The 21,696-nt window shown below is 71.2% G+C and carries 21 protein-coding genes; 8 read left to right on the top strand and 13 right to left on the bottom strand.

Annotated features, from left to right (window positions below; translation table 11 throughout):
- Window positions 1-18: 18 nt before the first annotated feature.
- Window positions 19-1,281 carry a TRAP transporter large permease gene (locus AC2D9U_RS08145; RefSeq protein WP_484747974.1) on the top strand — a complete coding sequence of 421 codons (1,263 nt, stop codon included), beginning with the start codon at window positions 19-21 and terminating at the stop codon, window positions 1,279-1,281.
- Window positions 1,282-1,443: 162 nt separating this feature from the next.
- Here AC2D9U_RS08145 and AC2D9U_RS08140 read toward each other — a convergent pair whose 3' ends face one another.
- The 8 genes from AC2D9U_RS08140 to AC2D9U_RS08105 all read right to left on the bottom strand — a co-directional run bounded on the left by AC2D9U_RS08140 (window position 1,444) and on the right by AC2D9U_RS08105 (window position 9,948).
- Window positions 1,444-2,004 (bottom strand): hypothetical protein, encoded by a 561-nt coding sequence (locus AC2D9U_RS08140; protein ID WP_484747973.1) that lies wholly within the window; start codon window positions 2,002-2,004, stop codon window positions 1,444-1,446.
- A gap of 92 nt (window positions 2,005-2,096) precedes the next feature.
- On the bottom strand, window positions 2,097-3,707 hold the full coding sequence (locus AC2D9U_RS08135) for an FAD-dependent oxidoreductase (RefSeq protein WP_484747972.1): 1,611 nt from the start codon (window positions 3,705-3,707) through the stop codon (window positions 2,097-2,099).
- 120 nt (window positions 3,708-3,827) lie between these two features.
- Window positions 3,828-4,874: a hydroxyacid dehydrogenase gene (locus tag AC2D9U_RS08130; protein ID WP_484747971.1), complete on the bottom strand. Its 1,047-nt coding sequence runs from the start codon at window positions 4,872-4,874 to the stop codon at window positions 3,828-3,830.
- Window positions 4,874-5,827, bottom strand: a complete 954-nt coding sequence (locus AC2D9U_RS08125; protein WP_484747970.1) for a Bug family tripartite tricarboxylate transporter substrate binding protein — start codon at window positions 5,825-5,827, stop codon at window positions 4,874-4,876. The genes AC2D9U_RS08130 and AC2D9U_RS08125 overlap by 1 nt, the downstream gene beginning before the upstream one ends.
- Window positions 5,828-5,855: 28 nt before the next feature.
- A complete protein-coding gene (locus tag AC2D9U_RS08120) occupies window positions 5,856-7,610 on the bottom strand; it encodes a thiamine pyrophosphate-binding protein (protein WP_484747969.1) in 1,755 nt (584 codons plus the stop codon).
- On the bottom strand, window positions 7,607-7,789 hold the full coding sequence (locus tag AC2D9U_RS08115) for a hypothetical protein (protein ID WP_484747968.1): 183 nt from the start codon (window positions 7,787-7,789) through the stop codon (window positions 7,607-7,609). Before AC2D9U_RS08115 ends, AC2D9U_RS08120 begins: the two co-directional genes overlap by 4 nt.
- A 12-nt stretch (window positions 7,790-7,801) precedes the next feature.
- Complete coding sequence (locus AC2D9U_RS08110) at window positions 7,802-8,989, bottom strand: Gfo/Idh/MocA family protein (protein WP_484747967.1); 1,188 nt, start codon at window positions 8,987-8,989, stop codon at window positions 7,802-7,804.
- Window positions 8,986-9,948, bottom strand: coding sequence for a PDR/VanB family oxidoreductase (locus tag AC2D9U_RS08105; RefSeq protein WP_484747966.1), 963 nt, complete (start codon window positions 9,946-9,948; stop codon window positions 8,986-8,988). Before AC2D9U_RS08105 ends, AC2D9U_RS08110 begins: the two co-directional genes overlap by 4 nt.
- A gap of 113 nt (window positions 9,949-10,061) precedes the next feature.
- Here AC2D9U_RS08105 and AC2D9U_RS08100 point away from each other — a divergent pair, with 113 nt between their 5' ends.
- Together AC2D9U_RS08100 and AC2D9U_RS08095 are read left to right on the top strand one after the other, a co-directional pair.
- Window positions 10,062-11,375: a Rieske 2Fe-2S domain-containing protein gene (locus AC2D9U_RS08100; RefSeq protein ID WP_484747965.1), complete on the top strand. Its 1,314-nt coding sequence runs from the start codon at window positions 10,062-10,064 to the stop codon at window positions 11,373-11,375.
- 1 nt (window position 11,376) lies between these two features.
- Complete coding sequence (locus AC2D9U_RS08095; RefSeq protein WP_484747964.1) at window positions 11,377-12,369, top strand: PhnD/SsuA/transferrin family substrate-binding protein; 993 nt, start codon at window positions 11,377-11,379, stop codon at window positions 12,367-12,369.
- A gap of 4 nt (window positions 12,370-12,373) precedes the next feature.
- Here AC2D9U_RS08095 and AC2D9U_RS08090 read toward each other — a convergent pair whose 3' ends face one another.
- From AC2D9U_RS08090 to AC2D9U_RS08075, 4 genes are all read right to left on the bottom strand, one after another.
- Complete coding sequence (locus AC2D9U_RS08090) at window positions 12,374-14,659, bottom strand: calcium-binding protein (RefSeq protein WP_484747963.1); 2,286 nt, start codon at window positions 14,657-14,659, stop codon at window positions 12,374-12,376.
- Window positions 14,660-14,742: 83 nt separating this feature from the next.
- Entirely contained in the window at window positions 14,743-15,495 is a 753-nt protein-coding gene (locus AC2D9U_RS08085; RefSeq protein ID WP_484747962.1) for an urease accessory protein UreH domain-containing protein, read from the bottom strand.
- Between the two features lie 61 nt (window positions 15,496-15,556).
- The gene (locus tag AC2D9U_RS08080) at window positions 15,557-16,051 is read right to left on the bottom strand and encodes a flavin reductase (protein ID WP_484747961.1); all 495 of its coding nucleotides are present in this window, start codon (window positions 16,049-16,051) and stop codon (window positions 15,557-15,559) included.
- Window positions 16,052-16,113: 62 nt separating this feature from the next.
- Window positions 16,114-16,806, bottom strand: coding sequence for a DUF3047 domain-containing protein (locus tag AC2D9U_RS08075; protein ID WP_484747960.1), 693 nt, complete (start codon window positions 16,804-16,806; stop codon window positions 16,114-16,116).
- A gap of 76 nt (window positions 16,807-16,882) precedes the next feature.
- On the opposite strand from AC2D9U_RS08075, the gene AC2D9U_RS08070 reads away from it, so the two are divergent.
- Window positions 16,883-17,590 carry a dienelactone hydrolase family protein gene (locus tag AC2D9U_RS08070; RefSeq protein ID WP_484747959.1) on the top strand — a complete coding sequence of 236 codons (708 nt, stop codon included), beginning with the start codon at window positions 16,883-16,885 and terminating at the stop codon, window positions 17,588-17,590.
- Here the strand turns inward: AC2D9U_RS08070 and AC2D9U_RS08065 are convergent.
- The gene (locus tag AC2D9U_RS08065; protein ID WP_484747958.1) at window positions 17,587-18,162 is read right to left on the bottom strand and encodes a GNAT family N-acetyltransferase; all 576 of its coding nucleotides are present in this window, start codon (window positions 18,160-18,162) and stop codon (window positions 17,587-17,589) included. The two genes, AC2D9U_RS08070 and AC2D9U_RS08065, sit on opposite strands and share 4 nt — an antisense overlap.
- Window positions 18,163-18,271: 109 nt before the next feature.
- Here AC2D9U_RS08065 and AC2D9U_RS08060 point away from each other — a divergent pair, with 109 nt between their 5' ends.
- From AC2D9U_RS08060 to AC2D9U_RS08045, 4 genes are read left to right on the top strand one after another with little or no spacing between them, the layout of a single operon-like run.
- Window positions 18,272-19,111 (top strand): CoA transferase subunit A, encoded by an 840-nt coding sequence (locus AC2D9U_RS08060; protein ID WP_484747957.1) that lies wholly within the window; start codon window positions 18,272-18,274, stop codon window positions 19,109-19,111.
- On the top strand, window positions 19,108-19,881 hold the full coding sequence (locus AC2D9U_RS08055; RefSeq protein WP_484747956.1) for a CoA-transferase: 774 nt from the start codon (window positions 19,108-19,110) through the stop codon (window positions 19,879-19,881). The genes AC2D9U_RS08060 and AC2D9U_RS08055 overlap by 4 nt, the downstream gene beginning before the upstream one ends.
- Window positions 19,878-21,113 carry a CaiB/BaiF CoA transferase family protein gene (locus AC2D9U_RS08050; protein ID WP_484747955.1) on the top strand — a complete coding sequence of 412 codons (1,236 nt, stop codon included), beginning with the start codon at window positions 19,878-19,880 and terminating at the stop codon, window positions 21,111-21,113. Before AC2D9U_RS08055 ends, AC2D9U_RS08050 begins: the two co-directional genes overlap by 4 nt.
- On the top strand, window positions 21,110-21,643 hold the full coding sequence (locus AC2D9U_RS08045; RefSeq protein ID WP_484747954.1) for a hypothetical protein: 534 nt from the start codon (window positions 21,110-21,112) through the stop codon (window positions 21,641-21,643). Before AC2D9U_RS08050 ends, AC2D9U_RS08045 begins: the two co-directional genes overlap by 4 nt.
- Window positions 21,644-21,696: the final 53 nt, after the last annotated feature.

Below are 21,696 nucleotides of genomic sequence, written 5' to 3'. Positions count from 1 at the left end.
ACCGCACTTCTCGGCATAGTGACGGCGACCGTGCTGTCGGGCGCGGTGCTCGGCGCCGCGCTCGGGCTCACCGGTTTCGCGATCCTGCATTTCTTCGCGGGCGGGGCGACGCGCATCGGCGTGCAGACGGTGTGGAACACGCTGAACGAGTTCACCCTCACCGCCATTCCGCTGTTCATTCTGCTGGGCGAATTGCTGGTGGCCTCGGGCCTCGCGCGCGGGGTGTATCGCGCGATGGCCCCCTTCTTCGGGCGGCTGCCGGGGGGATTGCTGCACACCAACATCGCCGTCTGCACCATTTTCGGCGCGGTGTCGGGCAGTTCGATGTCGGTCGCCGCGGCAGTCGGTTCGGTCGCCTATCCGGAGCTGAAATCCCGCGGCTATGACCGCGCGCAGACCGTGGGCACGCTGGCGGCGGGCGGCACGCTCGGGCTGCTCATCCCGCCCTCGCTCTCGCTGCTGATCTATGGCGCGCTGACCGACACCTCGATCGGGCGGCTGTTCATCGCGGGCGTGCTGCCCGGCCTGATGATGGCGGCGATCTTCATGGGCTGGATCGTCTTCGCCGCGCTGCGCAACCCCGCCATCGCGCCGGAGGAAAAGCGCGTGGCGATCGCGGAGGCGCTGCGCGGCCTGCCCGCCGTGCTGCCATTGCTCGCCCTGATTCTGGCCGTGCTCGGCAGCCTCTTCGCCGGCCTCGCCACGCCGACGGAAGCGGCGGGCGTGGGCGTGGCGGCGGCGGCGATCCTGGGCTTCACGGTGGGCGACCTCACGCTGCGCGGCGTGGGGCAGGCGCTGATCGGCACGGTGCGGACCTTCGCCGTCATCGCCATGGTCTTCGTCGGCGCGCTGGTGCTGGCGCAGGCGATCAGCCTGCTCGGCCTGCCGCAGCAGATGCTGGAGGTGGTGGCCCAGTGGGGCCTGTCGAAATGGGTGCTGCTGCTGGTGGTGGTGCTGGTCTATCTCGTGCTGGGGTGCTTCTTCGACGGGCTGTCGATGATGATCATGACGCTGCCGCTGGTCTTTCCCCTGCTGACCGGCGTGGGCTTCGACCCGGTCTGGCTCGGCGTCATCGTCACGCTGATGATCGAGATCGGCATGTTGACGCCGCCGGTGGGGATGAACCTTTTCGTGCTGGTCGGCATCACCGGCGGCGAGGTGAAGCTCGGTGAGGCCGCGCAGGCGGCGCTGCCCTATTGGATCGCTCTGCTGCTCGGCGTGTTCCTGCTGTGCCTCTTCCCCGGCATCGCCACCTGGTTGCCCGCGCTCGCCTTCGGGTGAAGGCGAGCGCCCCAGTTCAAGTCGCGGCCGCCATGGGCGGCCGAGGCCGCGAATGCGGCCCGCCGGCTGTCCGGCGAGCCAAGCGCGCGGATGCGCGCGCCCGGCGATTGAGGGCGCAAAAAAGCGTTGATGGCAGCAAGCCGCGAACAGCGGCGCCTGCCATCAACGCGGCGGGCGCACCGTGATGGTCGCGATCTCGATGAAGGCCACATCCACCTCATCGCCCACGCGCAGCGTGCGGATGAAGCGGCGCATTTCCGGGCGCTGCACATTCACGCGGCGCTGCTCGCCGCTCGGCGTGGTGAAGGTGACCCGGTTGAAGCCGAGATCGACGGCATCGATCTTCACCCGCACGCGCACCACGCGCGCCCCGGCCGCGCCCGGCTGGCCGCCTTCCGGCGCGCGCGCCCCGGCAGCGCCGGCGGCGACGGGGGCGGTGCCCGGGCGGCTGATCTCGACCGCCACGGCTTCGGTATAGGTCACGACCACCTGCGAGCCCGGGCGGACCTGGGCGAAGTTGCGCACCTCGGGGCCGGGGCGGACGGTGACGAACTCGCCATTCGGCAGGCGCACCACGGCCGCGCGGGCGGCCTGGTCCACCGATTCCACGATGGCGACAGCCTCGCTCGTGGTGCCGACCACCGTGGGCTGCTGGGCGGCGACAAGGCTGGGCGCCACCGCCGCCAGGGCGAAGGTCGCGATGGAAAGAGAGAGGCGGGCCATGCTGGGATTCTCCTGAAGGGCGGTCTCGAGCCGCTGGGCGATGCTCCGGCGGAATGGGGCGCAAGGCAACGGGTATCGCTGTCCTCAACGTCTCAATTTCGCCGGGCGAGGCTCAGCCCCGCGACATGCCCCCAGGCCATGTAGGGGCCGATGGTCGTGCCCGCGCCGACGCCCCGCGTGCCCAGTGGATTGGCCGAGGAGCCGCCGGCGGCGAAGAGCCCGGCGATGACGCTGCCATCCGGGCGCAGCACCCGTGCGGCATCATCCGTGCGCGGCCCGCCCTTCGTCCCGAGGATGGAGCGGTTGAACGGCATCGCCAGGAAGGGCGGCGCCGTGATCGCCTCCAGCCCGCCGCGCCGTCGCTTGTCCCCGCTCGCCGCGGCCTGGGCGGCGGAGGGGCGACCGAAATCGGCATCGATCTGGGCCCGCGCATGGTCGTTGAAGCGCGCCACGCTGGCCGCGAGCGTCGCGGGATCGAGGCCGATCAGCGCGGCCAGGCCGGCGATGCTGTCTGCCTGGCGCAGCCAGCCGGGATCGGCGCGCGCGGCCCAGCGCGCCGGTGGCAGGCGATCCAGCAGCTTTGCGTCGGCGATCACCCAGCAGGGCAGGTGCAGCGGCTGCCCGGCCGCGTCGCGCGTATCCATCGCGCTGCCGATGTTGAAGGTCAGCTCATTGACGAAGCGAACCCCATGCCGGTTCACCAGCATCGCGTTGGGCTCGGTATGGAAGGGCACGGGGCGCGCGAGCAGCCTGCCCCCGAGCCGTGTCGGCAGGCTCGGGGTGAGGGTCGCCTGGTCCATGTGGTCGAGCGCGGCGCCGGCGGCCTCGGCCATGCGGTGCCCGTCGCCTTCATTGCTCTCGGGCGAGCCGAGATAGTCGACGGGGCCGGGGAAATGGCGCGCGCGCAGCGCGGCGTCCCATTCGAAGCCGCCGGTGGCGATCACCACGCCGCGCGCGGCGAGGATGCGCCGCACCGCTCCCCGCTGCGTGACCATCGCGCCGATGACGCGGCCCTGCTCATCCTGCAGCAATTCCGTCGCGCGCGCCTCGATCTCGATCCGCACCCCGGCATCGAGGCAGCCGCGCACCAGCCCCGTGACCAGCGCCGTGCCCTTGCCGCGCGTGTTGGTCAGGATCCGCCAGACCAGCTTCGGCGCCAGCCGCAGCGCGGTGCGGAAGGGGTGGTGGTAGAGGTCGGTCGTGACCGCCTCGTGATAGGTGAAGAGCTCCGGGATCTGGGAGCGGCGGATGCGCCGCGCGAAGCGCCCGGCGCGCCAGCGGCTGAGCGGCAGCGGCGAGAGCATGCGCCCGCGCGGCTTGGCGCCGGGCAGGTCACGCAGCGGATCGGCCTCGGGCGTCAGCGCGAAGCGCAGCGGCGTATGCGCCTCGACGAAACGCAGCATCGCGGGTGCCGCGGTGACCAGGCGCTGCCAGAGCGCATCCTCCGTCGCGGCCCAGCCTTCCGGCGCGCCGGCCCGCAGATAGGCCAGCGCCTCCTCGGGTGAATCCGGGAGGCCGGCGGCCTGGGCGTGGTGGTTCGCCGGAATCCAGGTGCCCGCGCCGGACATGGCGGTGGTGCCGCCCAGGCGATCGGTCTTCTCCAGCAGCGTGACGCGCAGCCCGGCGACGGCGGCGGTGAGCGCGGCGGTGAGGCCTGCCGCGCCGCTGCCGAGCACAAGTGCATCACATTCGTGATCTTTCATGCCCTCAAGCACCGGGCGCCCGCTTCGCGGGCTTGGCTCGCCGCACAGGCGGCGGGCGCCATTCGGCGCCTCGGCCGGAGTCTCCGGCCGCAAACCGAACGAGCGGGTGTTGCTCATCGCTCACGCAAGCGGATCCGGCGCGCGGTTGAAGGCGCGGGCGAAGCGGGCGCTGTAGGCAGGCCAGGCCTCGGGATTCACCAGCCGCGGCGGCACCTCGCCCCGGAAGATCGCGATCCATTGCTCGGCCGCCGCGCGCGCCATCTCGTGCAGCGCCTCCTGCGTGATGCCGGCGATATGCGGCGTGGCGATGACGTTGTCGAAGGCGAGCAGGGGATGATCCGGCGGCGGCGGTTCCTTGAGGAAGACATCCACGCCCGCGCCGGCGATGCGGCCCTCGGCCAGCGCGGCGGCGAGCGCGGCTTCGTCATGGATGCCGCCGCGCGCGGTCTGGATGAAGAAGGCGCCGGGCTTCATGCGCGCGAATTCCGCCGCGCCGATCAACCCGAGCGTCGTGGCGTCGCGCGGGCAATGCACCGAGACGAAATCGGCGCGCGCGAGCAGTTCCTCCATCTCCACCTTGCGCGCGCCGCGCGCGGCGATGGTGGCGGCGTCGAGATGCGGGTCGCAGGCCAGCACCTCCATGCGGAACAGGCCGCGGCACAGCGCCGCCACGCGCGTGCCGATGGCGCCGATGCCGATGAGCCCGACCGTCTTGCCGAGGATGTCGTTGCCCGTCATGGCGTAGCGGTCGAGCCCCGCGCTGCGGCGCAGGGCGCGATCCGCCGGCATCATCTTCTTCGACAGCGCCAGCATCAGGCCCAGCGCATGCTCGGCCACCGCTTCCTTGTTGGTGCCGGATTGGTGGCAGACGATGATGCCCGCCGCGGTGCAGGCCGCGACATCGATCACGTCGAAGCCCGCGCCGGTGGAACAGGCCGCGAGCAGGTTCGGCGCGCGTGCGATCAACGCCGCATCGCAGAGCCAGGGCGGCTGCAACTCGGTGCGCGGCAGCGCCTGGTAGCCCTGTGCGGCTGCCATCGCGGCGTCGAGATCGGCGCGCGGATCGGTGAAACGGAGCCGCTGCAGGGCGATGTCGGGCGCCGCGCCGAGCATCCGCTCGGCGACGGGATCGACCCAGGACTCGAAATAGACGAGGCGCGCGGGCATCAGCCGGCGCGCAGGCCAAGGCGTTGCAGCAGCGCACCCGTGGCGGCGAATTCGCGCCGCGCGAGGGTGGTGATCTCATCCGGCCCGAGCATCGCCGCCTCGATCCCCTGGGTGTTGAGCCGCGCCACCACCTCCGGCTCCGCGAAGAGCGCGGCGAGGGCGGCGTGCACCTGCGCGATGATCGGCCGCGGCGTGGCGGCGGGCAGGGCGACGCTTGCCCAGATCTCCGTCACCGCCTCGGGGAAGCCGGCCTCGACGATGCTCGGCACCTCCGGCAGCAGCGTGGCGCGCGCTGGTGTCATGGCGGCCACGGCGCGCAGCGTGCCGGCGCGCACATGCGGCAGCAGGCTGTTCAGCGCGCCGCAGAAGGCATGGGTGCGGCCCGCCAGCAGGTCCGGCAGCAGCGCGCCGGCGCCGGTATAGGGCACATGCACCATGTTCTCGCCGACCAGCCCGGCGACGCCGAGATGCTGGAAGCTGCCGATGCCCGAGGAGGGGTAGGAGAAGGCGCCCGGCCGCTGCTGCGCGAGGGTCACGAGGTCACGCGCCGTGCGCACCGGCAGATCGGGATGCACGACCAGCAGCGTCTGCACGCGGGCGATGCGCGCGGCGATGGCCAGGTCGCGCAGCGCGTCGAAATTGCTGCGGGTCAGATGCGGGTTGGTGCAGAAGATCTGGTTCGGCGCGAGCAGCCAGGTGTGGCCATCGGGTGCGGCGCGGGCGACCATTTCGGCGCCGATATTGCCCGCCGCGCCGGGCCTGTTCTCGGTGACGAAGGGCTTCTGCCACTGCGCGCCGAGGCGCTCCGCCACCAGCCGGCCGAGCACGTCGTTGCTGCCGCCGGGCGTGAAGGGAACGATGATCTTCAAGGGCTGCGCCGGAAAGCCCTGCGCCTGCGCGGTGCCGGCGAAAAGCGCCGCGCCTGTGGCCGCGATCAGCGTGCGTCGTTGCATGTCTTCTTCCTCCCGAATGGCTCCGTCGTTACGGATGCCGTGTCAGCCCTGCCATCATGGCCGGATTGTAGCCCGGTGCGACCCGCGCATCGATCAGCACGCTGGCGCCGCCCTGCACCAGCGCCACGCCCTCGCGCAGCGCCGCCACCAGCTCGCCCGCGCTGTGCACGGGGCCGATGCCGGCGAGCCCCTGCGCGCGCGCCATGGCCGCGAGGTCGATGTCGGGATCGGCGATGCGCTGGCCGATCCACTTGTTCTCGACCGGGCGGTTGCGCTGCTTCGCCACGCGCTCCTGGTGCACCTCGTCATTGTAGAAGCTGCGGTTGTTGCTGATCACGGCGAGCAGCGGGATGCGGTAATGCGCCGCGGTCCAGAAGGCGTTGATCGCCATCATCGTGTCGCCATCGCCGAGCACCGCCATGGGAATGCGCCCGCTGCCCTGCAGTGCAAGGGCCGCGCCGATCAGCATGCCCGGCCCGGCGCCGATGCCCGCCCCGCCATCGCCGCCGAGATAGTCGAGCGAATGGCGGAAATGCCAGCACTCGCCGCGCCAGCCGAGCGGCACGCGCACGAGGCAAACAGGCGTGTCGGCCAGCGCCTCGCCCATCGCGGCGGCCAGCGTCGTCACATCGAGCGGCGTCTCGGGCGGAACGGGGGCGACGGCGGCGCGCGCGGGCAGGGCGGCGGGCGGGATGCCGGGGCCGACGCCGAGCGCATCGGCGATCGCCGCCACCGCCTCGGCCGGCGCGCAGGCAAGCGGCACATCCACCGGCGGCAGGCCGAAATGCTCCATGCCGAAGCCGTTGTGCAATTGCTGGTCCATCGAGGCGCTGATGATGCGCGCGCTGACCGCACCCGCCTGGCGCAGCGTGCCGGCGAGGTCGATCCAGTCGAGGGACAGGATCACATCCGCCTCGCGGATCGCCTGCGCCGCCGCGGCGTCAAGGAAGGTCGAGGGCGCGCCGACATGCAGCGCGTGGTCGGTGGGGAAGCTCGCGCCCGCGCGGAAATCGCTGTGGACGCGCGCGCCCAGATGCTCAGCCAGCGCGACGCGCCGCGCCCAATCGGACAGGCTGCGGCTGACACGGCCCGAGAGGATCAGCGGCGTGGCCGCACCGCGCAGCAGCGTCACCGCCTCGGCCAGCGCGGCCGCGTTCGGCGCGACGGGCGCGGGCGGCGCATAGCGTGCAACTTCGGGCAAGGCGGGCATCGCCTCGAGCCGCGATTCCTGCAGCGCCGCGTCGAAATTCACATAGACGGGACCGGAGGGTGCAGCTCGGGAAATCTGGTTGGCGCGCAGCAGCGCCTCGATCGCGGCCGGAATGCTGGCGGGCTGGTTGTCCCATTTCAGGAAGGGACGCACCAGCGCGGATTGGTCCGCCATGGTGTGCAGCCAATCGATCCAGGGACGGCGCGCATACGCATCCACCGGGCCGGTGGCGCCCATCACCAGCATCGGCACGCGGTCGCACCAGGCGTTGAACAGGCCCATCGTGCCGTTCATCAGGCCGACATTGCTGTGCAGGATCACCGCCATCGGCTCGCCCGTCACCTTCGCATAGCCATGCGCGATGGAGACCGCGTTGCCCTCATGCAGGCAGAGCAGCATCTGCGGGTCGCGATTGCCGAGATGGTTCACCAGGCTGTCATGCAGCCCGCGGAAACTCGCCCCGGGATTGAGCGTGACATGACGATAGCCGAGCGCGCGCAGCATCGCCGCCAGCACGTCGCTGCCCCAGACGCCACCCTCGGGCGAGGGGATCGGTGCCTCGATGTCCTTCATCGCGCGCGGTTCGCGACGGCGGCGATGGTGGCGATGAAATCCTGCTCGGCCGCGGCGGCGGAAGCGTAGCGCGGGGCGGTGGTGACGAAGGGCGTCGGCCCTTCGGCCGGCATGTAGATCTCGAGAAACCAGCGGCCGGTGGCGCTGTCCTGCGCCGGTTCGATGCGAAGCGTGGCCATGTATCCCCCGGATTACGGATCGCGCGCGGCGACCTGATGCTTGAGCATGATCTCGCGGCCTTCGCGCGCCGATTGCAAGAGGGCGAGCACCGCCTCCAGCGTCGCCATGCCCCAGGCGCCGTCATGCAGCGGCGCGACGCCATCCAGCACGGCGGCGGCGAGTTCATCCAGCACCTCGCCGCGTGGCACGGCGGGCAGCGGTGTCGCTTCGAAGCGGCGCTCGGTATCGGCGTAGATCGTGACACCCGCGGCATCGGGGCGCAGATCGGCGCGTTCGCATTGCGCCAGGATCAGGCCGAACTGGTTGTGGAATTCCGGCGGGCCGGCCGGCGGCAGGCCGGGCGGCGTGCCCGGCGCGCCATAGGTTCTCGCGCGTTTGAGCGCGACTTCGTCCGCCGTCGTCGCCAGCGCGGCGCGCGCGGCGCCGTATCGGGACGAGTCCTTGCGCGTGCCGGTCTCGCTGATCCAGCCAAGCAACTCGTCGCTGTCGAAGTGGCCATGGCCGCTATAGGTGATGGTCGCGCTGCACCCATTCTCGAAGGTCAGCAACGCGTTGTAGGCCCCCTCGGTCGGCCGCGTCGTGTCCCAGACGCCCGTCGTGGCGCGGATGGAACGCAGCATCCCGCCACCGAGAAGCCGGATGATGTCGAGCTGATGCGCGCCCTGGCTGAACACCACGCCGCCGCCCTCCGCGGTGCGCAGCTCTTCGGGCCTTCGCGGGCGGTAGAGGAAATCGGTCGCCATCAGCGCGGTGATCATGCGCACCGGGCCGTAGGCACCGCCCGCGATCAGGCGGCGCGCATGCAGGATCGGCCCGTCATGCGCATGGCTATGGCCGATCAGCAGATGCACGCCGGCGCCGGTCGCGGCCTCGACCATCGCCGCGGCTTCCGCCAGCGTGACGGCCATCGGCTTCTCGACCAGCACATGCTTGCCCGCCGCGCAGGCGGCGATCACCTGAGCGGCATGGAACTGGTGCGGTGTGGCGAGGTAGATCGCCTCCACTTCCGGATCGGCGCAGAGGGCGTTGAAATCTTCGTAGGCGTGGCCTTGGAAATCCTCGACGAAGCGTGCGCGCGCTTCGGGCCTCGGGTCGCAGGCCGCCACCAGCCGCACGCGCGCATGATGCGCCAGCGTGGGCAGCATCAGCATGAAGGCGCGGCCGAGCCCGGCCACGCCAAGCCGCAAGCGCCGCGTCACAGGTCCAGCACCAGTTCCTCGACGCCCGGGGCGGCGCGGGAGACGCAGACCATGATCTGCGACGCCACCTCATGCGGCATCAGCACGAGATCGCGATGCTCCGCCGCGCCGGCGAGCAGCCCGGTGCGGCAGGTGCCGCAGGTCCCACTTTCGCAGGAGAAGGGCACGGCGTGGCCGGCCTTCGACAGCACCTCGAGGATGCTCACCCCCGCCGGCACCTCGAGCACCGTCCCGGAGCGCGCGAGCTTCACGCGGAACGGCGTGTCCTCGGCCTTGCGCTGGCCGGCGCCGGCGGAGAAATCCTCGAAATGCACGGCGGAGGCGGGCCAATGGCCGGTCATGTCGCGCACCGCCTGCATCAGCCCGCGCGGGCCGCAGCAATGCAGGTGGCGGCCCTTCGCCTGTTCCAGCACGGGCCAGAGATCATAGGCCTGGTCCGGATCGCCGCCATCATGATGGATCACCACCTTGCCGCGCCGCGCCTGCAACTCGGCGAGGAAGGCGGTCTGCGCGGGCGAGCGCGTGAGGTAGTAGAGCTTCCAGGGCGGCCCGCCCGTGCTCTCCAGCTGCCGGATCATGGACATGATGGGCGTGATGCCGATGCCGCCCGCGATGAAGACATGCCCCGCCGGGCGGCCCACCAGGGGGAAATCGTTGCGCGGCGCGGCGCAGGGCAGCAGGTCGCCCGCCTGCACCGCGTCGCAGAGCGAGGCCGAGCCACCGCCGCCTGCCGCTTCGCGCTTCACCGCGATGGAATAGAGGCTGGTCTCGCCGGGGTCCGAACACAGGGAATAGCGCCGCTCCAGCCCGTTCGGCACAAGCACGCGCAGATGCGCGCCGGCGGTGAAGCACGGCAATTCCGCGCCTTCGGGATGCGCGAGGTCGAAGCGGAAGATGGAGTCGGCGATCGCTTCCTTCGCCAGCACGCGCAGCTTCGTGAAGTCGGCCTGTTCGCTCACCGCGCCTTATCCCTCGATACCCTGGCCTCGACACCCTGGCCTGGACAGCGGCCCGGCTTGGACGCATATCTTAGGATACTAAGCAATTTTCACCAGCCCCGGGGGGACACCTCATGCTCACCCATGCGGAAAACGAGCTGCTCTGCCGTGTCGAGGGCGATGCCCCCATGGGCAAGCTCATGCGCGCCCATTGGCTGCCGGTCTGCCTTTCCGAGGAGATCGAGGAGCCGGAGGGCAAGCCGATCCGCGTGCAGATCCTGGGCGAGAAGCTGGTCGCCTATCGCGACGGCGAGGGGCGCGTCGGCCTGGTCGGCGAGTTCTGCCCGCACCGCAAGGCATCCCTCGTCTATGGCCGCAACGAGGAAGGCGGGCTGCGCTGCCTCTATCATGGCTGGAAGGTGGATGCCGAAGGCACGGTGCTGGAGATGCCCTCCGAACCGCCGGAGGCCTGTGCGGCGGCGAAGTTCAAGCACCCGGCCTACCCCACCGCCGAGGCCGGCGGCTTCGTCTGGGCCTGGCTCGGCGACCGCGCGAGCATGCCCGAATTCGAGCCGCCGCCCTTTGCCCCCACCCCCTCCACCAAGGTCGCCATCGGCAAGACCATGGTGCCCTGCAACTGGGCGCAGATCGTCGAGGGGCAGATCGACAGCGCGCATTCCTCGAGCCTGCATTCCTCGGACATGGTGCCGGCGCGCGTCGGCCGCGCCGGGGCGAATGCGAAGAACTGGACGCGCCCCTCCACGGACAAGGCGCCGCGGCTGCAGGTGCAGCTGACCTCCTACGGCTTCCGCTACGCCGCCATCCGCCGGCCGATCACCCAGGCGGCCACGCATGACTACATCCGCATCACCACCTTCGTCGCCCCTGTCACCTCCCTGATCCCGCCCAATGCCAGCTACAACGTGGCCCAGGTGACGGTGCCGATCGACGACCACCATTCCTGGTTCTACTTCCTCGCCTGGGGCGAGGGAGAGGAAGTGCCCTCGCCGGAGGATTGGCGGAAGTTCCTGGCACTTCAGCCGGGCATCGATGTCGATGCGAACTGGCAGAAGAAGCGCGTGCGGGACAATGACTACCTGCAGGACCGCACGCTGATGAAGCTCGGCAATTTCACGGGCATCAAGGGCATTCCCGCGCAGGACATGGCGATGTGGGAGAGCATGGGCCCGATCGCGGACCGCACCAGCGAGCGGCTCGGCGCCAGCGACGTCGCCATCGTGCAGTGGCGCCGGCTGATGATCGAGGCGGCGCGCCACCTGGCCGAAGGTGGCGCTGCCCTCGGCACCACCGAACCCCGCGTGCCGCTGAAGGACATCGCGAGCTTCGAAGGCGTGGTGCCCAAGACCACGGATTGGCGCACGCTCGGCACCACCGAGCTGGAGCGTGAGCGCTTCGTCGCCGCCCCCGCCCAGCAGGCCGCCGAATAGCATGTCGAAGCTCAGCCTCTCCGTCGCCATCGGTCCCTATGACCGCATGCGCCCGCTGGTCGATGGCGAGGTGCAGATCGATGCCGTCGATCCGCATTTCATGCTGCTGGAGCCGGAGGAGATCTTCTTCCGCGCGATGCGGCAGGAAGCCTTCGACATCTGCGAACTCTCGCTGTCCTCCTACAGCCTGCGCGTCGCGCGCGGGGATTGCCCCTATGTCGCGATCCCGGTCTTTCCCTCACGCGCCTTCCGCCACACCTGCATCGTGGTGCGCAACGATCGCGGCATCGACAAGCCGGCCGATCTGCGCGGCAAGCGCATCGGCCTGCCGGAATGGCAGCTCACCGCCAATGTCTGGGCGCGCGCCATCCTCGCCGAGGAATACGGCGTCGAGGCGCGCGACATCGCCTGGGTGCGCGGCGGCTACGAGACCCCTGGCCGCATCGAGAAACTCGCCGTCTCGCTCCCGCCCGGCGTGGTGATCGAGAACGCGCCGGAGGGGGCGACCATCTCCGGCATGTTGGCGGCGGGCGAACTCGACGGCGTGATGGGCCCGCGCGCGCCCTCCTGCTTCGAACGCGGCGACCCCGCCATCCGCTGGCTCTTCAAGGACCCCACGGCCGAGGCCATCGCCTGGTTCGCCAAGACGCGCATCTTCCCGGTGATGCATGTGCTGGGCATCCGCAAATCTCTGGTGGCCGCGCATCCCTGGCTGCCGGTCGCGGTGATGAAGGCCTTCTCGGCCTCGAAATCCATCGCCCTGGCGCGGCTGACCGATACCTCCGCCACCAAGGTGACGCTGCCCTTCGTCGAGGAGAATCTGCGCCGCGCCCGGCAGTTGATGGGCGAGGATTTCTTCTCGTATGGGCTCGACGCCAACAGGCACGTCTTCGACTACTTCCTGCGCCACCATCACGCGCAGGGGCTGTCCACGCGGCTGCTGACGCCGGAGGAGCTGTTCCACCCGAGCACGCTCGAGAGCCACAAGGTCTGATGCCCTAAAGCAACGAAAGCGCGTCGGCGAGCAGCGCATCGGCCGCCACGGGCGGCAGCAGCAGCACGGGCAGGCCGGCCGTATCCGCCACCGCAGCCGCGGCGCCGGGGGCCAGGATGCGGTCCTCGGCCGGGTTGAAATCGACCAGCACATCGGTGCTGCCATCCGATCCCAGCACGAAGACATCCGCGCCCGGCCCGCCGACCAGCGTGTCATTGCCGGGCCCGCCTTCCAGCGTATCCGCGCCCTCCCCGCCGAAGAGCAGATTGGCCAGCGCATTGCCGGTCAGGCGATTGGCCTGGGCATTGCCGAGCCCGAAGACCGCGCCGCCCTGCAGCACCAGCGCCTCCACCCAGGCAGGCAGCACGAAGCCGCCGCCGGCCAGCGCGGCGATCACCGTGTCGCTGCCCCCGCCCGGCGCCTCCAGCACCTCGTCCTGGCGCGAGTCGACCAGGTAGAGATCGTCGCCCGCATCGCCATGCAGCCGCGCCCCGCGCCGGTCCGCCGCCTGGCCATCGAGCGTATCGGCGCCCGCCCCGCCCCGCAGCAGGTCGAAGCCGCCGGAGAGGCCGAAGCCGGCGCGCAGCAGGTCATCCCCCGCGCCGCCCTGGAGCTGGTCCAGACCCTCGGCGCCCTCGAGCGTATCGGCGCCCTCGCCGCCATCCAGCACGTCATGTCCCGCGCCGCCGCGCAGGAGATCGCCCTCGCTGCCGCCCGAGAGGCTGTCCTGGCCCGCCCCGCCTTCCAGCGTATCGGCGCCCTCGGCACCGAAGGCGCGGTCATCGCCCTCGCCGCCCAGCAGCCAATCCTGACCGGCGCCGCCGGCCAGGAGATCGGCCTCGTCGTCGCCCTCCAGCCGGTCGTCGCCGGCATCGCCGAACAGCGCATCGCGGCCGGCGCCACCGAGCAGCGTATCGGCGCCCCCGCCACCTTCCAGCACGTCGTCGCCACCGAGGCCGAGCAGGCGGTTGCGCCCGTCATTGCCGAACAGGCCGTCGGCGCCCGCGCTGCCCGTAAGGGTGTGGTCGCCGCTGCCCGGGCGCAGGCGCAGCCGCTCGATCGCGCCGGGCAGGGTGGCGGACCAGCCGATCACCAGCTCGTCCACGCCCTCATCGGGCAGCTCGATCCAGGGCGTGTCGGGCGTGGGCAGCAGGTAGACATCGTCGCCAGGCCCGCCAATCAGGCGGTCCACCCCATCGCCGCCATCGAGCGTGTCCGCGCCCGCGCCGCCTTCCAGCGTATCGGCGCCGAGGTCGCCGAGCAGACTGTCATCGCCCGCGCCGCCGCGCAGCAGGTCGTCCCCGGCCTCGCCCAGCAGCGTGTCACGGCCTTCTTCGCCCTCGAGCAGGTCGTTGTCGTTCCAGCCGCGCAGCAGATCATCGCCGCCGCCGCCGCGCAGCGTGTCGCGGTTGTGGTTGCCGAGCAGGGAATCATTGCCCTCCCCGCCCTCCAGCAGATCATTGCCGGCGCCGCCATCGAGCGTGTCGTCACCCGCATCACCGCGCAACAAATCCTGCCCCGCTCCTCCCATCAGGGTATCATTGCCCGAGCCGCCCTCCAGCTCATCCTGCCCGGCCTCGCCCAGCAGCAGGTCGGGGCCGGCATAGCCGAAGAGGGAATCATCGCCCGCCGTGCCGGTCAGCGTGTCGGCAGAAGGGGTGCCATCCTGCAGACTGCCGCTGGGCAGAGGGCCGGGCACCAGCACGCTCACCGTGACCTCATGCGCGGAGAGGTTCAGCCCGTCCGAGACCTCGATCATCACCGAGATCGTGGTGCCGGCGTGCAGCAGCAGGTCGACGCCGTCGCGCAGCCACAGCGTGGCGCCGCGCATCTCGAACCAGGCGCTGCTCGGCCAGGCCACGGCATACTCCAGCGGGCCGGCGGTGTCGGGGTCATCGGCGATGAGGTCGCCGATCGCGGCCCCACGGTCGGTGGCGAGCACCACGCCCCCCGTGGCGAAGCGCAGCGCCTGGGGTGGCGTGTCATCCACGCCGAGCAGGGTCACGCTGTAGCGGGGCGAGAGGTCCTGCCAGCCGGTGGCGGTGCGCACGCGGAAGCCGAAACTCAGCACGCTGCCCGCGCCCAGTTCTTCGGCATCCAGGCGCTGCGCCGCGCGCATGCTGAGCGAGCCGCTCGCCGGGGTGTAGCTGTGCGTGAACAGCGCGGCGTGCGGGCCGATCAGTTCGACCTGCAGCACGGAGCTGGGGAAGCGGAACCGCCCCACCCAATCCGCCGCCTGCGCATTCTCGTAGATCGTCGGCACGGCGCTGCCGGTGACCGTGATCGACACGTCAAGGGGCCCCTTCCTGGTGGCGGGGGCGGATGAAGCACGGGTGGCGTTGACGCCACGTCAACGCGGCAGCGCTGGGGCCCTCAGACCGCGAGGCGCCAGGCCATGGCGCCGAGCACCACGCCGTTGAGCGCGAAGAGGCCCACCGCCACCGCCTGGGTCATCGCCCCCCGGCCGCGCAGGAAGAAGCGGCCGAGCAGCGCCACGCCGAACAGGGCCGGGGTGGTGCCGGCCACGAAGGCGGCCATGGCAATCGCCCCCGCCAGGGCGCTGCCCGTCGCCGCCGCGCCCGCCAGCGCGGCATAGAGCAGGCCGCAGGGCAGGGCGGAGAGCAGCAGGCCAAGCAGCACGCCCCGCCCGCCGGTGGGGGCCACCAGCAGCGGGCCGACGCGCCGGGCCAGCGCCTCGGCGAGGCCCGCACCCAACGGCGCGGCGCCGCCCGGCAGGCGCGGGCGCCAGCGCGGCGGTAGCCGGGCCGTGGCCTGGACCAGCATCAGGATCGCGGCGGCCAGCAGCAGGGCAGCCAGCAGGTAGCGCACGCCGCTGAGTTCGCTCAGCAGCCCCGCCGTGCCGCCGGCCAGCGCGCCGAGGGTCGCGTAGCCCAGCATCCGTCCCGCGTGATAGGGCAGCAGCGCCGCCCCGGCGAGGCGCTGGAACATCCCCCCCGCGGCCGCGCGATCCGCCCGCGCGCCGGCCTGGGCCAGCACGAAGGGCGCGCACATGCCCGCGCAATGGGTGAACCCGCCGGCCAGCCCCGCCAGGAACAGCGCGCCCGCCACCGCGGCCAGGCCATCCAGGCCGATGGCGGTCAGGCTATGGAGACAATTCGCCAACATGCGCGCCAGCCTGCCGCCACGCGGCGCGCGCGTCCATGCGCCAGATCAACCCCGGCGCGGATCAGGCGGCGTCGCCGACCGGATGGTAGTCGCGCGCGAACCAGATCAGCGCGGTGCCGTCGCGCCCGGCGCGGATCGCCTCGATCTCGGCGAAGATCACGCTGTGCGTGCCCTTCTCGACCACATCGGCGATGCGGCAATCGAAGGAAACCACGGCCTCATCCAGCACCGGCGCCCCGGTGGCGAGGCTGCTCCAGCGACCCAACGCGAAGCGGGCCGGGATGTCGAGCTTGCCGCGCCCGGCGAAGGCATCCGACAGCGCGCGCTGCTCGGCGCTGAGCGTGTTCACGCAGAGCACGCCATTCGCCTTGCAGAGCAGGTTCGCCCGGCTGGTGCGGTTGAGGCAGACCAGCAGCGTCGGCGGATCATCCGTGACGGAACAAACCGCGCTCGCGGTCAGCCCGCCGCGCCCGGCGGCACCATCGGTGGTCACGACGTTCACCGCCGCCCCCAGCCGCGCCATGGCGTCGCGGAATTCGGCACTATCGACGGGCATGGCGGGACTCCAGGGGCTGACCGGCAGATGCGCCTTCCACGGGGCGTTTCAACCGGCGCGCATCACCGGCAGGGCACCAGGCGGATATTCTCCACCTGCGCATCCACCCGGCTGTTGGTGTCCTCGACATCGACGGAGATCATGATCTCCTGCAGCCCCGGCACCTCGGTGCCACCGAAGGCGGCGCGCCAATCGGCGCCGAGATCGACGCGTTCCTCCACCCACTGCCCGCGCGGCGCGTCGGCGGGGCGCATGATGCGCAGGCGGCTCAGCCCGGCGGTCCAGGGGCTGGCGAAGAAGGTGCCGGCCGGCGCTTCCCGCCCCGTGCCGCCCCAGATGTAGAACAGCACCGAGCGCGGCAGCCGGTGATCCCCGGCGGCGGCCTGGGCGATGCCGTGCTGGGCGCGGGTCGCGAAGCCCATATTCGGTCCGAAGCCGTTGAAGCCAACCGCCACCGCGATGGCGCGGTCATCCCCGCCGCGGCGGGTGAGGTCGGTGGGGGGCGGGCCCTCATCCACCCGCCAGCGCCAGGTGAGGCAGGTGGCCACGCCCTGAACGGGCCGCCAGAGGAAGGCGCCCTGGGCCGTGCCGGTCACGCGGATGCCGCCGCCCGGCGTGGCGGTGAAGGTGACGGGGCGGATGCCGCTCCATTCCGCCTTGCGCCAGCCCAGCGCCTCGACCTCCGCCGTGGTGCGGCTGGGGCTGACGCCGGCACCCAGCAGCAGCGGGGCTGAAAGCGTGACGGCAAGGGCCATGGCGAGGCGAGGCATGGCGCTGTATGTCCGCACCCACCACCGCCGCGCAAGCGTTCTGAACAGGGAGAGCATGACCATGTCCCAGCACCTCACCATCCAGGCCACCGACGGATCGGGCAGCTTCGGCGCCTATGTGGCGCGCCCCTCGGGCGACGCCCCGCGCGGCGTGGTCGTGATGATCCAGGAGATCTTCGGCGTGAACGCCACCATGCGGGGCCTGTCCGACTGGGCGGCGAGCATGGGCTTCATCGCCATCGCGCCCGACCTGTTCTGGCGCCAGAAGCCGGGCGTGGAGCTCGACCCCGATGCCGGCCAGGCGCAGTGGGAACAGGCCTTCGGCTACATGAAGGGCATGGACCAGGACAAGGCGGTGGACGACCTGAAGGCCACGGTCGCGGCCGCGCGGGCCCTGCCCGGGTCGAACGGCAAGGTGGCGACGATGGGCTACTGCCTGGGCGGGCGGCTCGCCTTCATGATGGCGACGCGCGCCGATGCCGACGCCAATGTCAGCTACTATGGCGTGGGGCTGGAGGGCCTGCTGGGCGAGGCCGGCGGCATCAAGGCGCCGCTGCTGGTGCATATCGCCGAAAAGGACAAGTTCGTCCCCGCCGAGGCGCAGGCGCAGATCGTGGCGGGGCTGAAGGGCCACAAGCACGCTGCCGTGCATGTCTATCCGGGCGTCGATCACGCCTTCGCCCGGCTGGGCGGGCACAGCTATGACGGCCGCGCCGCCACCATCGCCAATGGCCGCACGGCGGAATTGCTGGCGAAGGTCCTGGGCTAAAGCGCGCGGGACGCCATCCAGGCGTCGCGATCCAGCGTGTAGAGTAGCTGCCGCCGCAGGGCGTGGCCTTCCGGCAGGCGGGGATGGTCGAAGGTCATCGCCTCGCTCATCCCCAGCCGCTGCATCAACCGCCAGGAGGGCTCGTTCACCGGGGGCGTGAAGGCGACGATGCGCGGCAGGGCGAGCGGGCCGAAGCCATAGGCCAGGGCAAGCCGCGCGGCCTCCTCCGCCAGCCCCTGGCGCTGGAAGCGCGCGGCGATGCGCCAGCCGATCTCCACGGCCGGCGTGAAGGGCGCCTCGAAGCCCACATGCTGCAGCCCGACCACGCCGGCCAGCGGCGCCACACCCGGCAGTTCCACCACCCAGAAGCCCCAGCCATGCGTGGTGACATGACCAGCGATGCGCGTGCCCCAGGCATCGCTCTCGGCCCGGTCATGGGTATTGGCGAAGAAGCGCATCACCGCCGGGTCCCCGTTCAGCGCGAAGAGCGGGTCGAGATCCTCGGGCAGTCGCCAGGGGCGCAGCACCACGCGCGGGCCATGCAAGGTGACGGGCTTGGGCGTTGGGGGCATGGATCGGCTTCCGAAGGGGCGCGCGGAAACTGCCATGCCGCCACCGCAGGGCGGAAGGCCTTCGCGCCACGCCGCCAAGGGTCTAGATGACCCGGGTGAGGAGACCGCGATGACGCCACCCCCGCCCAACATCGGGCCACTCGATGCCCTGGCCGCGATGGTGCCGGATGGCGCGATGCTCGCCCTTCCCCCTGACAATTCCCTGCCCTCCGTCGCCCTGGCCCGCGCACTTGTGCGCCGCGGCGTGCGGGGCTTGCGGCTGCTCGGCGTGCCGGTCTCGGGCTTCGCGACCGACCTCCTGATCGGCGCGGGCTGTGTCGCGGAGGTGCAGACCTCCGCCGTCTCGCTCGGCGAGGCCGGCTTCGCGCCGCGCTTCACCCAGGCGCTGAAGGCCGGGAAGATCACCGTGCGCGACGCCACCTGCCCGGCGATCCACGCCATGCTCCAGGCGGCCGAGAAGGGCGTGCCCTTCATGCCCCTGCGCGGGCTGATCGGCAGCGACATCCTCGCGCACCGGCCCGATTGGAAGGTGATCGACAACCCGCTCGCTGCTTCAGGCGATCCTATCGTTCTGCTGCCCGCGCTCTCGCCCGATTTCGCCGCGATCCATGGCGTGATGGCCGATTCCGAGGGCAATGTCTGGGTGGGCCGCCGGCGCGAACTCGGCACGCTGGCCCATGCGTCGAAGCGCGTGCTGGCGACGGTGGAGCGCCTCCTCCCCGGCAACATGCTGGAGGATGAGCGCCTGGCCCCAGGCTGCATCAGCGCGACCTATATCGACAGCATCGCCATCGCCGAACGCGGCGCCTGGCCCGTCGCGCTGCTCGACGACTACGGCTTCGATGCGGGGCATGTCGCGGAATATGCGCGCCTGGCGAAGACCGATGCCGGCTTCGCCGAATATCTCGACCGCTTCGTCCACGCCGCCCCGGCGAGGGCCGCGGAATGAGCATCAAGCTGGAAGAGCGCCTCGCGGTCGCTCCGGAGGAGCGCCTGGCAGTCGCGCTGGCGAAGCTGATCCTGGATCCGGCGGCGCCGCCGGCGCGCCACATCGCGGTCGGCGCGGCCTCGCCCATCCCGGCCGCGGCCTGCTGGCTGGTGAAGAAGCAGGGCCACCCCGTGCGGCTCTCCCTGCTCCACAAGCGCAGCGGCAATCCCTTCACCGAGGGCTCGCGCGAGTTGTTCGACCTGACCGGGCAGGGGCGGATCGACCTGTTCTTCCTCGGCGGCGGGCAGATCGACGGGCAGGCGAACCTCAACCTCGTCGGCACGGGCGACTGGCCCGGCACGGGCGTGCGCTTCCCCGGCTCCTTCGGCTCGGCCTTCATGTATTTCATGACGCCGCGCACCATCCTCTTCCGCGAGGAGCATTCGCCCCGCGTGCTGGTGCCGCGCGTGGACAACATCTCCGCCCCCGGCCTCTCGCCCCCCGGCGTGTTCCGCCGCGGCACGGCACAGGCGCTGGTGACAGGGCGCTGCGTGTTCCATTTCAGCCCCGAGCGCGGCCGCTTCACCCTCGCGAGCCTGCATCCGGGCGAGAGCGTGGACAGCGTGCGCGCCGCCACCGGCTTCGACTTCGACTCCACCGATGACGTGCCGGCCACGGCCGACCCGAATGCGGCGGAACTCGCGCTTCTGCGCGGGCCGGTCTGCGACGAGATGTTGGAAACCTACCCGGAATTCTGCGACCGGGTGTTCGGAAGGAAGCAAGCGGCATGACCGATGCCATCCCGCAAATTGAGGGAAAGGGCCTCGCCCGTTCCGCCGGCGCGCTGGCGGGCATCAAGGTGGTGGACCTCACCCGCGTGCTGGGCGGTCCCTACTGCACCATGATCCTGTCGGACCACGGCGCCGAGGTGATCAAGATCGAACCGCCCCAGGGCGACGAGGTGCGCGACTGGGGCCCGCCCTTCCATGATGGGGAGGCCAGCTACTTCATCGGCGTGAACCGCAACAAGCGCTCCCTCGCGCTCGATCTCGGCAAGGAAGAGGGGCGGCGGGTGCTGCTGCGCCTGCTCGAGGAAGCCGATGTGCTGATCGAGAACTACAAGCCCGGTGCGATGGAGAAATGGGGCATCGGCTATGCCGAGGTGCTGTCCAAGCGCTTCCCGCGCCTGATCCATTGCCGCGTGTCGGGCTTCGGCCCGGACGGGCCGCTGGGTGCGCTGCCGGGCTATGACGCGATCATCCAGGCGATGGTCGGGCTGATGTCCATCAACGGCAATGCGGATACCGGGCCCTTGCGCATGGGCACGCCGATCGTCGATCTCGCCACCGGGCTCTATTCCTGCATCGCCATCCTGATGGCGCTGCAGGAGCGCAGCCGCAGCGGGCAGGGCCAGTTCCTCGACATGTGCCTGCATGATTGCGGCATGGCGCTGCTGCACCCGCAGGCGGCGAACTACTTCCTGAACGACAAGCGGCCCAAGGCGACGGGCAACCCGCACCCCAACATCAGCCCCTATTCCAAGTTCCGCACCAGGACCTGCGAGATCTTCCTCGCCGTGGGCAATGAGCCCGCCTTCCGGAAATTCTGCGCCTATCTCGGCCTGCCCGACCTGCCCACCGATCCGCGCTTCGCCACCAACGCGCTGCGCGTGACCAACCGGGCCGAGCTGGAGCCGATCCTGGACGCGCGACTGGCGGAAGAGGACGGGCACGCGCTCTGCGCGGCCATGCTCAAGGCCGGATTGCCGGCGGGTCCGGTGCTGCATGTGGACGAAGCGATGCAGGCGGCGCATACCGCTCATCGCGGCATGGTGACGGAGCTCGGCTGGTATCGCGGCCTGGGGACGCCCATCAAGATGAGCCGCACGCCCGGCGGCACACGCGACGTGCCACCGGCGTTCAACCAGCACGGCGACGAGATCCTTGCTCGCCATGGCTACACCCAGGCGGAGATCGAGGATTTGAAGACCCAGGGCATCGTCGTATCGGCGCGGCGCGCATGAGCGGCCACCAGCCCGCGCAGCGCCTGCGCGCCATCGAGCAGCCGGATGAGATCACCCGCCTGCTCGCCCTCTGGGCCGCCGCCTTCGACGACAAGGCGATCCCGGCCCGCCAGCGCCCGCGCCTGCGCCCGCCCAGCGATGGCCGCAAGGCCGGCTTCACGCAGTGGGGCGTGAAGATCGCCGGGCTCGACATGCCGATCTCGCTGGAGGAAGTCACCGCCGATCGCTGGCGGATCGACCATTCCAACCAGGGCGCGCTGGCGCTGCGCGACGGCGTGCCGCTGCTGCTGCGGCAATGGTATGTGAAGCGCGCCCCGGCCGATGCCTCGCTGACCGCGGCCGAGATCGCGCAGATCACGGATGCCGCGCCCTTCTACGTGACGCCCGGCGTGCATCGCGGCACGCCGACCGAGAAGCGGCTCTACCAGCTGGTCGCGGACCTCAGCGGCACGGTGGAGCAGATCCGCGCCCAGACCGCCGAGGCCCTGGCGCGGCAGGCCGCGGCGACGGAGAAGTTCGGCTTCAGCTGAGCATGAGCGTGCCGGCGCAACCCGCGGATGGCGTGGCGGCGTGCCGCCCTGCC

The organism is Roseomonas sp. TF40 (genome assembly GCF_057219975.1).
The sequence above is the reverse complement of the archived record's forward strand: the minus strand, read 5'-3'. Positions and strand labels throughout refer to the sequence as shown.

Excerpts from the sequence above, each read along its gene's own strand:
- AC2D9U_RS08070 (WP_484747959.1), top strand. The coding sequence starts at position 16,883 with ATGTCCCAGCACCTCACCATCCAGGCCACCGACGGATCGGGCAGCTTC.
- AC2D9U_RS08100 (WP_484747965.1), top strand. The coding sequence starts at position 10,062 with ATGCTCACCCATGCGGAAAACGAGCTGCTCTGCCGTGTCGAGGGCGAT.
- AC2D9U_RS08140 (WP_484747973.1), bottom strand. The coding sequence starts at position 2,004 with ATGGCCCGCCTCTCTCTTTCCATCGCGACCTTCGCCCTGGCGGCGGTG.
- AC2D9U_RS08080 (WP_484747961.1), bottom strand. The coding sequence starts at position 16,051 with ATGCCCGTCGATAGTGCCGAATTCCGCGACGCCATGGCGCGGCTGGGG.
- AC2D9U_RS08055 (WP_484747956.1), top strand. The coding sequence starts at position 19,108 with ATGAGCATCAAGCTGGAAGAGCGCCTCGCGGTCGCTCCGGAGGAGCGC.
- AC2D9U_RS08075 (WP_484747960.1), bottom strand. The coding sequence starts at position 16,806 with ATGGCCCTTGCCGTCACGCTTTCAGCCCCGCTGCTGCTGGGTGCCGGC.
- AC2D9U_RS08135 (WP_484747972.1), bottom strand. The coding sequence starts at position 3,707 with ATGAAAGATCACGAATGTGATGCACTTGTGCTCGGCAGCGGCGCGGCA.
- AC2D9U_RS08120 (WP_484747969.1), bottom strand. The coding sequence starts at position 7,610 with ATGAAGGACATCGAGGCACCGATCCCCTCGCCCGAGGGTGGCGTCTGG.
- AC2D9U_RS08115 (WP_484747968.1), bottom strand. The coding sequence starts at position 7,789 with ATGGCCACGCTTCGCATCGAACCGGCGCAGGACAGCGCCACCGGCCGC.
- AC2D9U_RS08065 (WP_484747958.1), bottom strand. The coding sequence starts at position 18,162 with ATGCCCCCAACGCCCAAGCCCGTCACCTTGCATGGCCCGCGCGTGGTG.
- AC2D9U_RS08060 (WP_484747957.1), top strand. The coding sequence starts at position 18,272 with ATGACGCCACCCCCGCCCAACATCGGGCCACTCGATGCCCTGGCCGCG.
- AC2D9U_RS08095 (WP_484747964.1), top strand. The coding sequence starts at position 11,377 with ATGTCGAAGCTCAGCCTCTCCGTCGCCATCGGTCCCTATGACCGCATG.
- AC2D9U_RS08130 (WP_484747971.1), bottom strand. The coding sequence starts at position 4,874 with ATGCCCGCGCGCCTCGTCTATTTCGAGTCCTGGGTCGATCCCGTCGCC.
- AC2D9U_RS08085 (WP_484747962.1), bottom strand. The coding sequence starts at position 15,495 with ATGTTGGCGAATTGTCTCCATAGCCTGACCGCCATCGGCCTGGATGGC.
- AC2D9U_RS08045 (WP_484747954.1), top strand. The coding sequence starts at position 21,110 with ATGAGCGGCCACCAGCCCGCGCAGCGCCTGCGCGCCATCGAGCAGCCG.
- AC2D9U_RS08050 (WP_484747955.1), top strand. The coding sequence starts at position 19,878 with ATGACCGATGCCATCCCGCAAATTGAGGGAAAGGGCCTCGCCCGTTCC.
- AC2D9U_RS08125 (WP_484747970.1), bottom strand. The coding sequence starts at position 5,827 with ATGCAACGACGCACGCTGATCGCGGCCACAGGCGCGGCGCTTTTCGCC.